Below are 13,800 nucleotides of genomic sequence, written 5' to 3' on the forward strand. Positions count from 1 at the left end.
GTAATAATTAAATAAGGCTAGTATTCATATTATAAATGAATACTAGCCAATTTATTTTCTCTGAAAGTTGAAGATAATTTTTCTTTCTAATTCTAAGCAAAGGTCTATCTCTCCAGATTAGCATAAGATTTTAAGCAGATACTTTACCTCTTAATGTCCAAATCTGATAAATCATCGCTAAAGAAGCAAAGATTGTTAAGTAAGTTAATGTAACCCAGCCTGCCATTAAATAAGGCTGAATTGCATCTTGAACCATATTACTTGTTAAAAACTCTCTATAGTGAACACAGATATATGCTGCAATCATAATAACTATAATACCTAATAAAATAGATTGAACTAATTTACTACTGGTCTTTCCATTTTCTGCATTATATTGATTAGCCCAACCATCCTTTTTACTTGCTGATAACCTTTCAATCCACACTTGTACAAATGTAATCAAGTTAGCCCATAGATAAAGTTCTGGACTTATAAGAAGTCCTGCCATTATAATATCTATTGGACGGTTCATAGGTGTTTTTATAGCTAAAATTATGTTTAAAATTGAAGCGATGGCGATAGGAGTTAACCATATCCATGACCAATAAAATTGATCTGTCGCTAAACTAACCACTAAAAGTAATATAAAAAGTATTCTTACAGTTAGATCCATGAGAGTTTTAGCTTGAGAACGCCATAGTTTTCCCTTATGCCTAGTTTTAACTCCAATTTCTCCGCTTGTTAATAGGCCTACTGTTCCTGATTGCCATTTTACACGTTGTTGACGAAAAGTATGGTACGATCGCATAGCATCAACATAGCAGCGTGCACTTGGACTAATAAGTGTTTTCCAATTAGATTTCTGTAGTTGCCAGGTTAATAGCATATCCTCAACATCACTTTCATCCTGCCATGGACCATCTAATTTGTTATCATCAACAATATTTTGAAGGGCCTCCGGTCTAAATAATGTAGCCTGACCACCAAGAACATAAGTACTTCCTCCATGATATTGTAAATCCAATAACCAACTGGCCATATCTTGTTTTTGCTGATGTGTCCACCATCTAGCTATTGGTCCTCCATATTCACCACTAGCAATTTTTTCTTCATAATATGGGTCTGACTTAGAAATTAAGCTCTTTTTCTTTGGCATTCTCATAGTATACTTTGCCATAACTCCACCAATGTTTCTGGAACTCATTAATCCCTCCCACATATGAAGAATAGCATTGGGAGCAAGGCGACTATCTGCATCCATCCCTAATATACCCTTAATGGAATCCCGATAAAATTCCTGATATTGAGTAAGTTTTTTGTTGTATAAATCTAAATTATCACCATAGATGCTTTTCCATGCAGAATTTAGCGCACCTACTTTTCTTTGCTTGTTATTTTTTGTTGTAATTACTGTTAAATTTAGATTAAATTCCTTTGCAGCATCCAATGCTCTTTCTTCTGTTCTATCAGAACAATTATCCGCAATTACAAAAACATCTAATTCTACATCCCTTGGTAGTACTTGATCCCCCAAACCACCTAAACAATCCCTTATTGATTTTTCTTCGTTATGCGCAGGAATGAATGCAACAATTCTCGGTCTCATATATGTGTGTTTAACACCTGTAGAACTAACAATATTTTCTGCAAGCAAACTACTATATTCTAACAAATTTTGTCGAGGTAATGCCTTTCTTCTTTCTACATAGTTCAACTCGTCTTCCATATGTCTCCCCTCCCGGCATACTATTTGATTGAAATTCGCTCAATTCCACTCTCTAATAAGAACAAATTGTTCTTATTAGAGAACAACACATTATAATAATATTCAATACTTCGACATTTGTAAACTTTTTTATTAGACCAATTATTTTATAATAGTATGAAGATGTTTTTCTATTGCACATAGAACATCCTCTCTCAATTCTTCGTTTTTTAATGCAAAATCTATTGTTGTTAAAATATATCCCAGCTTTTCTCCTACATCATAACGAATACCTTCAAAGTTATATGCGTAAACATCTTGAACTTGATTTAGGTTTTGAATCGCATCAGTTAATTGAATTTCTCCTCCAGCTCCTATTTGATGGAAATCAAGGAATTCAAAAATTTCTGGTGTCAATATATATCTTCCCATAATAGCTAAATCGGAAGGCGGGTTTTCTTTCGGCTTTTCTACAAACGTATTTACCTTATAGCATCTGCCGTTTTGCTGAACTGGTTCAATAATACCATAACGGGTTGTTTCTTCTATTGGTACAGTTTGCACACCGATAACTGAGCAATTTGTCTTTTCATATTGCTCCATTAACTGTTTCAAACTAGGTTTCTCCGCTACTACAATGTCATCTCCAAGTAAAACTGCAAATGGTTCATCTCCAATAAACTTTCTAGCACACCAGACTGCATGCCCCAAGCCCCTTGGCTCTTTTTGCCTAATATAATGGATATTCGCTAGGCTTGAAGAATATTGTACTTTTTCTAATAAATCAAATTTACCCTTCTCCACTAAATTCTGTTCTAATTCAAAAGCATGATCAAAATGATCTTCAATTGCTCTCTTTCCTTTTCCAGTTACAATAATAATATCTTCTATTCCCGATTCAATAGCTTCCTCAACAATGTATTGAATTGTTGGTTTATCAACAATTGGAAGCATTTCCTTAGGCATTGCTTTTGTAGCAGGAAGAAATCTAGTTCCTAAACCTGCAGCAGGTATAATTGCTTTCTTAATCTTGCTCAAAATCAAATTACCTCCTCATTTTAAATGCTATTTATTTATTTTGTATGTTCCATCTAATAACCCTTTTTGTTCTTTATATTAAATATAATAATTCTATATAAAGAACATGTCAATAACCTTTTTTCTCTTTATTAGGTAAATCAACTTATCTAAAGTTCTTTTATCCTTTATGAATAAATGTTAAAAAGGTCGTATTTATGACGACCTTTACTTAGTTCCAAGAACAGAATCGAATTGGCTATTAACGAAAGCGAACTTAATCATTAAGTTCTTCACTCTCCTCCTCCACCATCTCCTCCGCCAAAATCTCCAACCCCATCTGAAGAATCATCATGATCCCTTTTACCATGAGAATCTCCAATAGCCTGCGGTGGAATGAAAGTAGAGTTTTCCTTCCGCTCCTTTGTATGATCTTTTGCTTTTCTACTTATAACCGATGCACCAACAATAACTAAGCATGTAATAAAGATGATCAATAAAATTAATCCTGTCATTAATAAATCCCCCCTATTACCATGATAAACATAATTAAGATTGTCATCAATTCCTTGTATAGATGTTTAACTCAGCTAGTATGGTGTCTACTCTATATTTCCATCAATGTATGAATTTTTTTCCATTGGTAAAAATATCTCATAAGGATGGTGTTCATAGGTGAAGAAATGGATGTTTTTGCTTACTGTTTTATTCGGATTAACAGCGGGTCAGGTTTCATTTTCTCCGGAGGTTCATGCTGTGTCTCAAAAAACGTGGGAAGATGTGGCGGCAAAAGAGACAAAAAAAAGGTATCCGATGTCACAGGGTTTGTTTTCTCAGAAAATTTGGGACAAAAAGAAAGAAGATATTACGGTTAAACAATACAGATTTACATTGCGCGAGGGAATGCAGGACTTTGCTGTATACACGACCATTACGTTTGATTCAGAGACTGGTGAAATTAAGAAAATTCAAGTTATCCCTGAGGCGTAAAAAAGCTGACAAAATGTTGTCAGCTTTTTTTGATAACCTCTTACCTTAGTGATGTTTTCTTTTTTTCATCATAAGCTTTAGGGCGAATGGTAATACTCCGAACCAGCGGTTGCTGTAGTATGAAGTTGTTAAATCTTGATTTTTGCGGTCTTCTTTTTGTTGTCTTCGTGTTTCCTTTGGAGTATCCATGTATTTAACGAGCTGTTGTGTTACATATCTTACATAATCATTTGTAGACAAGGCAAAACACCTCAATTAATTATTGGTTTCTACCTCTATCTATTTCCAATTTCGATTTCTTTTAGTCGTGTTATGATTTCCTTTACAATATCTTCAATATTTTTTTGATCTGTCTCGATTAATAGTGTACAGTCTTTGTAATAGTTTTCACGTGATTGATACAGTTCATTTAGCTCGTCTTTTGATTTTTTGCTTGCTAGCGGACGAGTTTGATCAGAGTGGACTCTTTCATAAATTGTATCAATTTCAGCGTGCAGCATGACGATATGACCATGTTCTTTCATCCAGGCTCTGTTTTCTTCTTTTATAACGATGCCTCCACCAGTTGTTATAATAATATTTTCAGTTGGCAGTTCTTTTAATATTTTGGTTTCTTCAAGTCGAAAAAAGCTCTCACCTTGTTGTTCAAACATTTCTTTTATTGTTTTATTTAATTTCTTGATTATTTCTTGGTCTGTATCCAGGACTGGAAGATTCATTTCAGCTGCTAACTGCTCGCCTACTGTTGTCTTCCCCGCTCCCATAAACCCCGTTAAATAAATTGCTTTCAAAACTTGGTCCTCCATGTTTTCTTTCTACAATACCATATTTCTTAATATTCAGACCAGAATATCATTTCATTTTTTGCTGTATCATATTGGTAAGATGCTGTATATTTTTTGTTCTCATTAGTGTTACATGCTAATTGGACCTCATATATCATATAATCGTTTGTTGACACAGTATAAGTGAAATAGCCATTACTTGTATAAAAGATATTGTTTTGATTTTCAACGATTTCCCCATTTTTTAATTCTTGTAATGATTTTTTTACTGCAATACTCATTAAATTCTCCAGCAAGTAATATTGCTCAGTTTCGCTATAAAATGTTTTTTCTGTAATTAAAAGTGATGAAATATGTGCAACGATTAATATACATAATAAAGCGATTACCATTATACTAGGAAGGATAAAACCTTTTTGGTTTCTCATATTTCTACAAATTCCTTATAGGAATGGAAGATATGCGAATAATGTTTTCCAGCTTCACTAACAACCGAAAGTTCAAAACCCGTTTCTTTCTGTTGAATCGTTACATCCTTAACTTTTAATAACATAATTTCATGTCCTAATCCTTCTACCTGTCTTCTAATGACATTATTGTATTTATTTACGCTAATATTTTGTCCGTGTTTATTATGATAGCTAATGCTCTCTTCATTCACAGTAACATTACTTGATTCTTTGATTTCTCGGTGGAGTTGAATAACGAATAACTCCCATTCAAATGGTTTCAAATCTTTGGGATGTTGAGAATTGGTAACTAAAAAATGAAAGATGATTGTAACAGTGGAAATAATAAAGATGTAAATGAGTAAGGTTACTAGCAAATTCAGTATTGTATACCCCCGTTCATTATGATGTAAGAAGACAAACTGATTTTGTTTTTTGATAATAATTTGTCCATTCCAGGCAGGCTTTTTTATCCGACAGCTCCTCCTTCCAAGTGAGTTTATAAACTACACCGTCCTTCATTATCGATTCATTTACTTTTTCAACATGATGAAAATATACGTTTTGTACTTTTTCATGTAATAATTTTATTGCCGTTAAAGATTGCTTCGTGTTAGCCCTTTCTTGTGTAAGTAAAACGAGTTGTGGAACTAAAACAGTGACGATAACTAGCCAAATACTAAAAGCTGCCATGGTTTCTGCTAGAGAGAAGCCTTTACAATTTTTGAATATTGAATCGCCCCTTACCAAGATAAAAAACCACCTTATATGTTTGATTTTTATAATATAAATGAATTGTCCCGCTTTTTCGGATCGATCCGTTACTATTAAAGGTGATAAGTTGTAAGTTATTAGCCTGTATATTTATTTCATCATTATAATCTCTTTGAATCAGTGGCAAAGAAATCTTATTCTCACCGATCGTGTATTTATACTCTGTTGGAACAAAGATAATAGAGGTTGCCTCCTTATTAACTAGCGCATATTGTTGGGCAAACATTATATCTTTTTCAAATTGATGTAGAAACGTATCAATCACCTTTTGATGATATATCGGTACAAGGTTAATGATTAAGACTAAACTCATAATACTCACAATGAATAGAACTAAAATCGATTCAATTAATGTAAAACCATTTTTTTCAGTCTCCAGATTCAACCTCAGAAACCTCACCATCGGTTGAAATGATTACATTGTTTCCATTAGGACAAACAGGAAGCTCACGGATATACCCGCCGTCTTTTAAATTTTGCATTGTTGGTATTTCCTTATTGTCTATATGATATGAGGTTGCTTGTGCTTGAACCATATTGACTAAACCTTCACATCCCTTCTTTTGGATGCCTTGATTATGTTGTGTAACATTTGGAATTGTAATTAGCAGTAGTACTGAGATAACAAGCAAAACGATTAGCATTTCAATTAACGTAAATCCTTTTTCCTTATTCATAAGATCCTCCTAGAAATTTTCCATCATTTTATACATTGGCATCAGCATCGATAAATAGACGAACAAGACAATAATACCAACAAAAGCATAAATAACTGGTTGTATCATGGTCATTATTTTAATGATCGATTGCTCCAGCTTTTCTATAATGAGTTGGCTATATGTATAGAGCTCTCTTGAAAGTTGTCCATTTGCTTGTCCGTGTAAAATAACTAATGAAAGTTCTTTTTCATAAAAACCACGTTCCTCAATAATTGTGTGCAATTGTTCTCCCTCACTTAATCTGCTTATTAAGTGATTTCCCTCTACTTTAAAAAAAGGTAACAAATCCTGATTCTGAAATACTTTTAAGCTTTCTAAAGTTGACATACCCCCTTTTAATAAATTACTTAGCTGTAAAGAAAAAAAATAACTATGAAGAATCATAAAGAGCCTTCTAATGAGAGGGATCTTCACCAGTAACATCATGCGCTCTTCTACCGACTTTTTCCGAAAAACGAAAAAGTAATAGCTGACCAAACCTATCGAAAATGCTACTGCCAAAAGGCTTAACCATTTAAGGGCAGAAAAAACAACAATAAGAAAGACGGAGAAGAAGCTTGTTTCAATATTCATTGATTGATAAAGCTGTTCAAACTGAGGGCTTATGATAAAGTGAACGATCGTCAAGATAATACCGACAGAAATCAAGAGGAAAAGTGGATAGCGTAATAGCTTTGTCAGCTTATCGAACTGGGTGATTTTTTTTTGTAATATCTCGCTACATTCCCGTAAAGAAAATTCTAAATCACCATGTTGCTCGGCAAAATAAAGATAGCTGATCACATCGCGGTGAAAGTGGAGCTGACTAAGGGCCTTTCGAAGAGAATTACCAGATGAAAGTTGGTTTAGACATTGAAGTAGATCCATTCTTTTAGATCCATGTTCATTTAAATAGATAAAGTTCAGCGCTTCATTTAATGTATAACCTTTGTCTAATAGACTACTTAATCTTTTTAATATCATCGTTTGATCATATAATGTCCATTTTTTAATCTTCATGATGAAATACCCAGCGATCATACGAATTTGGATATAAGTACCCTAGTGCAATTCCCTTCTTAATCACATCTTTAAGTGTTTGATACTGGTATTGGCTTACTTCTCCCTGTGCCTCCTTTATAACAGCTGAAAGATTTCTTCCATAAAGTAACTCATAAATACTTAATCGTCTTTTTTGTCTAAGCTTTTTACAAAATGGTGAACAATTTCCTTCACAAAATGGACATGTTAATTGAACAAGTCTTTGAGCTGAGACCGCTATTAATGTTTGTTCTATCTCAGATAGACTAACATCAAATTCTAATAACCGGTATATGGCTCCTTTTGCATCTCTCGTGTGCATGGTCGAGAGTACCAAATGTCCCGTTAAGCTCGCCCTTATTGCAATCTGAGCTGTTTCTCTGTCTCTTATTTCTCCAACCATAATGATATCGGGGTCATGCCTTAATATTGCTTTTAATCCTGCAGCATAAGTGATTCCGGCTTTTTCGTTAACTTGGACTTGCAACACTTCCTCACTTTTGGTTTCAACGGGATCTTCGAGTGTGATAATATTTCGATTAAAATGGCGCTTGGCGTAGTGGATGAGTGAATATAATGTTGTCGTTTTACCTGATCCAGTTGGACCTGTGAAAATCATCAATCCATGGGAATGATTTAATATGGACAACAGTTTTTTAGTTGTAGCAGGAAACAGTGATAAGTGAGTAATCGGTGGTATTTTTTCTTGAGGTAAAATTCGGATAACAAGGCTTTCTTCGTGTATAGTTGGTAATGTTGAGAGTCTTAAGTGAACATTAATATTGGTTGTTGCAAGAGATAAAGACCCATTTTGCGGCCTTCTTCTTTCCCCAATATCCATCGACGCAAGGAATTTTAAATGTGATATCATGCGCCCGCAAATTTCCTTTTTCATAGAATGCTTTTCAATTAAATCATCGTCAACGCGAAACTGAATAAGTGTTTCGTGTTCCCTTGGTATTATGTGTATATCTGATGCACGTAACGCACAGGCTTCCTCTATTATTCGCTCACTAATTTGTTCAATGGATGGCAACTTATTTTCTCCTTTCCTTATGATAAAACCATTGTACAAAACAATAGAGTGTCGTGCACATATGGAAAATGCCGATTTACTAGTACAAAGAATTGAAACTTTGTATTTTCCATAACAAAATTCCATTTTTCTCTTCTCTTTTCGCATAGAAAATGGAAATTTACATATAATACTCTTTGGAGAGATAGAATTTATTTCTAAGAAAATCATTGGGCTATAGCCAAGCGGTAAGGCAACGGACTTTGACTCCGTCATGCGTTGGTTCGAATCCAGCTAGCCCAGCTTGTGAAAAAGACGTTCACTTCACCAAGCAAACGTCTTTTTCTTATGTCACTAAAGTTGTTATGCCCCCTGCTTTCTAGCAAGCTTACTGAGTTCCTGGGGGTTATATCCAACGACTAATTGATTCCCGTCAGTAATGATTGGACGGCGAAGTAACTTTGGTTCTTTATGTATAAGGGTAAGAAGTTCTGATAGGGAGAAGTCATTAATATCCTTATTAAGATCCTTATATGTTCGGCTTCTTGTTGCCAGAATTTCATCGATTCCCTCTGTTGTTAGTTTTAGTATCAACTTGAGTTCATCAATCGTAGGGGTATCACGGAAAAGATGTCTTTCTTTAAAATCAACATTTCGGGCTTTGAGCCAATTTTTAGTTTTTCTGCATGATGTACAACTCGGATAGCTGAAAAATGTTAGATGTTTCACTCTGCTTCCTCCTCGGGTATAAATGTATCATTAAGTGCAAATAATCACATACCCTAATTGTATAATATTCGTATAATATTTGTATAGTTATCTATTTCTTCATAATTTGTACTTTTTTACACATATATAATTTCTTTTTAGTTTGTGAATACTAGCTTGTAAACGCTATTTACAATTGTATGAAGGGTACATTATAATAATTAGAGTGGTGGACTTGTAGGTCATACTATTATTTGTCAAAAGCTAACATTATGAAGATGATTTTTTATGCACTTTTAGGATCAGATTTTTGTTATGACTCATTTTCTAGCCTTGGCAAAGTCAACAAAGGAGGGATACATATGGATCGTATGTTCCGGGTATTAGGTTTCTGGACAGGAATCTTCGCTGTTATGTTTTATCTTGGTGACATGAAGACTACTTCCTTACTCTTTTTCGGACAAACCGGATTTTTTGTCTTTTTATCTTACTTAAAATTATCCGAGCGTATGTACATTTACATTTTTGGTGCTTACCTCACGATCTTCTTTGTCGGATTTACGTACTGGACAACATTTATGATGATTCCAGGACAAAATATGGGACATTAATTTCATCAAAAAACAGGCAGCGATTTTATGTAGCTGCCTGTTTTTTGATGTTAGAATCCATTTAAAAACGGATTTGTCTCCATTTCCTGTTCAATAGTTGTATCAGGTCCGTGTCCTGATAATACAATTGTCACTTCGGGTAAAGTAAGTAGTTTTTTATGAATACTATTTATTAATTGTTCATGATTTCCACCTGGTAAATCAGTTCGCCCGATACTTCCTGCAAATAAAGCATCTCCTGAAAACACAATGTTGGTTTCTTTGTCATAATAAGAAACACTTCCTGGTGAATGCCCTGGTGTTTCATATACTTCAAGGACAAAACTTCCTATTTCTAACCTTCCTTCACCTTTTATTAGTTCATCAGGATCTGACACTGACACAGCTCCAGCCATAAATAATTGTGATCCGTTTTTTGAAGGATCAGAAAGCCAGTCTTTTTCATTTTTATGTACGTATACTGGAATACCCCATTGCTTACGAAGATCATCTACGGCACCTATATGATCAAAATGAGCATGTGTAAGAAGGATTGCAATTGGTTTTAATTGCTGTTGTTGAATAATACTTTTTAGTTTATTTCCATCTCCTCCTGGATCAATGACCAAACATTCCTTTTGTTCATTTGAGTAAAGATAACAATTCGTTTGTAAAGGCCCTAACGGAAGTTGTCTCCATTTCATCATTTATTCCTCCTATTTTCTCAAGTATTTCACCTTACACTATTCTATCAAATGTTGCTAATCTCACAAGTGCTTAAGATTAGCTAAGACTGGTTATCCTAATATCATACAATGGATTCAATCTTACAGATATGGAAAATAAACTCGACAAACGCTATGAAACCGATTAAAATATTAGAAGGACTTGTTATTTTGTATAATAGAACAAACAATTTTACGAAAATGATCTACATAAGTAAGGGGGCTTTTTAATGGGCTTAGTTATTATTTTCGCACTTGTAACCATTCTTGCGATCTTCGGATTTATTCGTTCACTAAAGGACAAGAACCTTCTTGGTGCATTTTTTGCATTTGGTACATTAGCTGTATTCGGATGGTTTGCTGTCATGACATTTATCCATCACGGCTTTCCGACAGCACATTAATATGAAAAGTAAACCCCTTAGCTGTGGCTAAGGGGTCTTTACTTTACTTTTACAAATGTTTTTGGACACTATTGAGTTTGCCTTCCATCGTTGTTTTTTTATCTCTTCTATCATCAATTCGAATATTTGTCGCAACTCTTTGTATACCTTTTTGAAATGGGGACTCATGAATGGCAGTTATCACTTCAAAAAGAGTAGGAAGTTCGCCTTCAATAATTGTATTCATTGGGGTTAATTTATAATTAATTTTCCCTTCATCTTCAAACTTCTTTAATATGTGTTGAATATCAGCAACATATTCACTAACACTTGGAGTTGTTGTTCCTATTGGAATTACAGTTACGTCTACTATTGCCATCAAGTTTCATCCTTTCAGTCTCAGTTCAAAGAAATAAGTTCTTCTAATGAATGATTTCTTAGATCTATTATTTTTTCAAATCGTGGGCCATAAAGGGCAAATTCTCCACTAGGTGAAATTTTCAGTGGGAAATTTTCTATTGCTTCAAAAATGACCTTCTTCACATTCGTTTTTGGTGAAAAAGACACAAGGGAAAAATCATTCTTTTCTTCATTTACCTCAAATATATAATACAAATTTTCTATCTTGTCCAAATCATGATACGGAATTGACCAATCAGAATAAAGGGCAACCAATCTTGTAGGCATTTCAGCCAGTTGTTCCTGATTTTCACGATCATAAAACCGAACAAAGGCTGTTCCATTTTCATCAACCAATTCAATTGTAGTTAAAAGATTTCTATAATTTGTATTAGCAACAACCTGTTCAGAAATTAAGGTCTCGGTGTGATCAGCCAGATTATACATATATAATGGTGCTGTCAATGAAGGTTCATCCTGATTCCATTTAATGTAAGAGATTTGTTGATTATCTATCCATTGGATAAAAGGTATGTCTACAGGATTTTCAATTATCTTTTTCTTTTGAATATCAATCAATTGTGTAGAATACGACCAATCATCATTAAAGCTTGTCACAAAAAGTTGCTCAGGATTGACTTGATTCCATGTTAATGACAGTTCATATGATTGGAGCTTGGTTTGAAACTGAATGTCACCCTTTTCATTTAGAACAAGTAATTTAGCCTCATAACTTGATGGACTAGTCTGGACATAGAACAAACTATTGTCTTCATTAGCCTTCATCTGAACAATTGGAGCTTCAGATTTGTAAAATAATGCAGATTCCCCAGTATATAAGTTGTATGTATGAACTTCAGAGCCTGTAGAATTATTTACAATATAAAAGACTGTTTCATCATCTAACCAATCCGCAACCGAATGAAATAATTCTTCTTTTATGTCTAATTGCAGCTTCATCTTCTTTTCAGTTTGTTGGTCTTCCACATCTTTTTCTTCTTGAGTCACTCTCTCTCGGCCTGTTTGGAGCTCTTGACTATTCTCTTGTTGATGAGATGGAAAACATCCTGACAAAAGAAGCGCGATTAACAACATGATGGTTAAAAATTTTGTTAATCTCATCAACGTCCTTTTCACCTTGCTCTCCTAAAAATCATAATGAGACCTTTATAGTTTGTCTCTGTAATAAAATATACGTATTAGCATAAAATATGTTTCAAATTTCTCCATTTTTTCTTTAATAATAGTTGATGCATACATAAAGTAACATACTTCTTAATTATAAAGCTATGACAATTATCGTAATTTTAATCTTAATTTATAATTAATTTTTAATAACCTATACCTATAATCTATTAGAAAAAAGTGAGTGCCTCAACTATTCTTCAGGTCACCCACCAAGTTAATTATTTACATATATAGAGCAGAATAAAAAATCCCTTTACTTTTTTTGTAAATTTCATCAAACTGTTCAAATGGAAGAGGGTTCACTCCATTCCCTAGTTCAATAGTAAAACCAGGCTTTCTCCATTTATTCACATACCAGTCTCTAAATCCAGCATGACTATCAATATCTCTTACAGCTTTATATCCACTTAGCTTTTCAAACTCTTTGACTATATGTTCAGCTTCATCAGGTTCCTTACGTAAATATCCCCAGTAAATTTCCTCCCCCTGCGTGTGAAATGCAAGGACACGATCAAATCCCGAGTTCTCAACTAATGTTGAAAGTGCTACCGCTTCTGGCTCTGTAAGTGGGGCATCTCCAGGATAATCCCGAGGAGCTGGAGCTTTTGGTATTTTTCGTTTTTTCTCAATCTCCCAGTTAGCCGGATATTGATTATTCAAATCTATGCCTCTAATATTAGCCTTCCACTGTGAAAAATCTATACTTAAGTCATTCATTTGTAAAAGTGCCGGTTCATAATCAGGATGATCCGGGAGTCCGTTTAAAACAAGGTCTACTCCATCTGGATTAACCATTGGAACAAATGATAAAGTTGTTGCTTTATAAAGGTCTAACATATTTTTCGTTAATGGTTCTTTACATAATAGCTCTAGATATTCATGTACCCAATGCATCATGATACTTGTTGTTATCCACTCATTAGCATGGAAAGACCCATTCATATGAATTTTCTTTGGTCCACTCCCAATTACTATTTCAATAATCGGTTTACCTAGGACACTATATCCAATTACATTTTTTTTAATAAAAGGATATATATTCACTAGCTTTTCCAGATCTTCATACAGCACATCAGAATCATACGGTTTTTTTGTAAAAAGAGGGTTTTCCCCTTTTGTTTGTATATTGAAAAAAGAGCAATCTTTTATTCTTTGAAGGCAGCTTACGGGTACGGCTAATGTTGTATTAGCTGCAAATTCAAGTTGAACGTTCATTTCTTTATTACAATCCATAATTAGTTGACGATCCAGCTGTAACTTTTCTGAAATTTCCTTAAGAGTAATGGTTTTATTTAAACAAATGATCATTATTTAAACCTCCATCAACCTATTTACTTAGTATAGCCTATGA

At 33.9% G+C, this 13,800-nt stretch carries 20 protein-coding genes and 1 tRNA gene; 4 read left to right on the forward strand and 17 right to left on the reverse strand.

Features of this window, described 5'->3' with window-relative positions:
* Positions 1-130: 130 nt before the first annotated feature.
* The 3 genes from HWV59_RS18955 to HWV59_RS18965 form a co-directional block, all read right to left on the reverse strand.
* Positions 131-1,588 (reverse strand): glycosyltransferase family 2 protein, encoded by a 1,458-nt coding sequence (locus tag HWV59_RS18955; RefSeq protein ID WP_235991848.1) that lies wholly within the window; start codon positions 1,586-1,588, stop codon positions 131-133.
* Positions 1,589-1,849: 261 nt separating this feature from the next.
* Complete coding sequence (gene galU / locus HWV59_RS18960; RefSeq protein ID WP_102229384.1) at positions 1,850-2,725, reverse strand: UTP--glucose-1-phosphate uridylyltransferase GalU; 876 nt, start codon at positions 2,723-2,725, stop codon at positions 1,850-1,852.
* Positions 2,726-2,997: 272 nt separating this feature from the next.
* Positions 2,998-3,219: a hypothetical protein gene (locus HWV59_RS18965; RefSeq protein ID WP_102229385.1), complete on the reverse strand. Its 222-nt coding sequence runs from the start codon at positions 3,217-3,219 to the stop codon at positions 2,998-3,000.
* 160 nt (positions 3,220-3,379) lie between these two features.
* Here HWV59_RS18965 and HWV59_RS18970 point away from each other — a divergent pair, with 160 nt between their 5' ends.
* Positions 3,380-3,694, forward strand: a complete 315-nt coding sequence (locus HWV59_RS18970) for a DUF3889 domain-containing protein (protein WP_175639767.1) — start codon at positions 3,380-3,382, stop codon at positions 3,692-3,694.
* A 45-nt stretch (positions 3,695-3,739) separates the two neighbouring features.
* Here HWV59_RS18970 and HWV59_RS18975 read toward each other — a convergent pair whose 3' ends face one another.
* The 9 genes from HWV59_RS18975 to comGA are packed head-to-tail and all read right to left on the reverse strand — an operon-like array spanning position 3,740 to position 8,477.
* The gene (locus tag HWV59_RS18975; protein ID WP_102229387.1) at positions 3,740-3,934 is read right to left on the reverse strand and encodes a YqzE family protein; all 195 of its coding nucleotides are present in this window, start codon (positions 3,932-3,934) and stop codon (positions 3,740-3,742) included.
* 35 nt (positions 3,935-3,969) lie between these two features.
* A complete protein-coding gene (locus tag HWV59_RS18980; protein ID WP_102229388.1) occupies positions 3,970-4,485 on the reverse strand; it encodes a shikimate kinase in 516 nt (171 codons plus the stop codon).
* Positions 4,486-4,526: 41 nt separating this feature from the next.
* The gene (gene comGG, locus HWV59_RS18985) at positions 4,527-4,907 is read right to left on the reverse strand and encodes a competence type IV pilus minor pilin ComGG (protein WP_102229389.1); all 381 of its coding nucleotides are present in this window, start codon (positions 4,905-4,907) and stop codon (positions 4,527-4,529) included.
* Positions 4,904-5,431, reverse strand: coding sequence for a competence type IV pilus minor pilin ComGF (gene comGF / locus HWV59_RS18990; RefSeq protein ID WP_102229390.1), 528 nt, complete (start codon positions 5,429-5,431; stop codon positions 4,904-4,906). The genes comGG and comGF overlap by 4 nt, the downstream gene beginning before the upstream one ends.
* Positions 5,331-5,678, reverse strand: a complete 348-nt coding sequence (gene comGE, locus HWV59_RS18995) for a competence type IV pilus minor pilin ComGE (protein ID WP_102229391.1) — start codon at positions 5,676-5,678, stop codon at positions 5,331-5,333. The genes comGF and comGE overlap by 101 nt, the downstream gene beginning before the upstream one ends.
* Positions 5,644-6,087 (reverse strand): competence type IV pilus minor pilin ComGD, encoded by a 444-nt coding sequence (gene comGD / locus HWV59_RS19000; RefSeq protein WP_175639769.1) that lies wholly within the window; start codon positions 6,085-6,087, stop codon positions 5,644-5,646. Before comGD ends, comGE begins: the two co-directional genes overlap by 35 nt.
* The gene (gene comGC, locus HWV59_RS19005) at positions 6,071-6,379 is read right to left on the reverse strand and encodes a competence type IV pilus major pilin ComGC (protein WP_102229393.1); all 309 of its coding nucleotides are present in this window, start codon (positions 6,377-6,379) and stop codon (positions 6,071-6,073) included. Before comGC ends, comGD begins: the two co-directional genes overlap by 17 nt.
* Before the next feature lie 9 nt (positions 6,380-6,388).
* On the reverse strand, positions 6,389-7,420 hold the full coding sequence (gene comGB, locus HWV59_RS19010; RefSeq protein WP_175639770.1) for a competence type IV pilus assembly protein ComGB: 1,032 nt from the start codon (positions 7,418-7,420) through the stop codon (positions 6,389-6,391).
* Positions 7,410-8,477, reverse strand: a complete 1,068-nt coding sequence (gene comGA / locus HWV59_RS19015; protein ID WP_102229395.1) for a competence type IV pilus ATPase ComGA — start codon at positions 8,475-8,477, stop codon at positions 7,410-7,412. The genes comGB and comGA overlap by 11 nt, the downstream gene beginning before the upstream one ends.
* A 210-nt stretch (positions 8,478-8,687) precedes the next feature.
* Between comGA and HWV59_RS19020 the strand changes: the two genes are divergently transcribed.
* Positions 8,688-8,759: transfer RNA gene (locus tag HWV59_RS19020), tRNA-Gln, on the forward strand.
* 60 nt (positions 8,760-8,819) lie between these two features.
* Here HWV59_RS19020 and HWV59_RS19025 read toward each other — a convergent pair.
* A complete protein-coding gene (locus tag HWV59_RS19025) occupies positions 8,820-9,185 on the reverse strand; it encodes a Spx/MgsR family RNA polymerase-binding regulatory protein (protein WP_102229396.1) in 366 nt (121 codons plus the stop codon).
* 341 nt (positions 9,186-9,526) lie between these two features.
* On the opposite strand from HWV59_RS19025, the gene HWV59_RS19030 reads away from it, so the two are divergent.
* Positions 9,527-9,775, forward strand: a complete 249-nt coding sequence (locus tag HWV59_RS19030; protein WP_026558763.1) for a DUF2626 domain-containing protein — start codon at positions 9,527-9,529, stop codon at positions 9,773-9,775.
* A gap of 50 nt (positions 9,776-9,825) precedes the next feature.
* On the opposite strand, the gene HWV59_RS19035 is transcribed toward HWV59_RS19030, so the two are convergent.
* Positions 9,826-10,458: an MBL fold metallo-hydrolase gene (locus HWV59_RS19035; RefSeq protein WP_102229397.1), complete on the reverse strand. Its 633-nt coding sequence runs from the start codon at positions 10,456-10,458 to the stop codon at positions 9,826-9,828.
* 251 nt (positions 10,459-10,709) lie between these two features.
* Between HWV59_RS19035 and HWV59_RS19040 the strand changes: the two genes are divergently transcribed.
* Positions 10,710-10,883 (forward strand): DUF2759 domain-containing protein, encoded by a 174-nt coding sequence (locus tag HWV59_RS19040; RefSeq protein ID WP_026558761.1) that lies wholly within the window; start codon positions 10,710-10,712, stop codon positions 10,881-10,883.
* Between the two features lie 49 nt (positions 10,884-10,932).
* Here the strand turns inward: HWV59_RS19040 and HWV59_RS19045 are convergent, their stop codons facing one another.
* The 3 genes from HWV59_RS19045 to HWV59_RS19055 form a co-directional block, all read right to left on the reverse strand.
* Entirely contained in the window at positions 10,933-11,241 is a 309-nt protein-coding gene (locus tag HWV59_RS19045; RefSeq protein ID WP_102229398.1) for an MTH1187 family thiamine-binding protein, read from the reverse strand.
* A gap of 20 nt (positions 11,242-11,261) precedes the next feature.
* Positions 11,262-12,398, reverse strand: a complete 1,137-nt coding sequence (locus HWV59_RS19050) for a YqgU-like beta propeller domain-containing protein (RefSeq protein WP_175639771.1) — start codon at positions 12,396-12,398, stop codon at positions 11,262-11,264.
* A gap of 273 nt (positions 12,399-12,671) precedes the next feature.
* The gene (locus tag HWV59_RS19055) at positions 12,672-13,757 is read right to left on the reverse strand and encodes a M14 family metallopeptidase (RefSeq protein WP_102229400.1); all 1,086 of its coding nucleotides are present in this window, start codon (positions 13,755-13,757) and stop codon (positions 12,672-12,674) included.
* Positions 13,758-13,800 lie beyond the last annotated feature (43 nt).

Source organism: Metabacillus schmidteae (assembly GCF_903166545.1).
GTDB classification, from domain to species: Bacteria; Bacillota; Bacilli; order Bacillales; family Bacillaceae; genus Metabacillus; species Metabacillus schmidteae.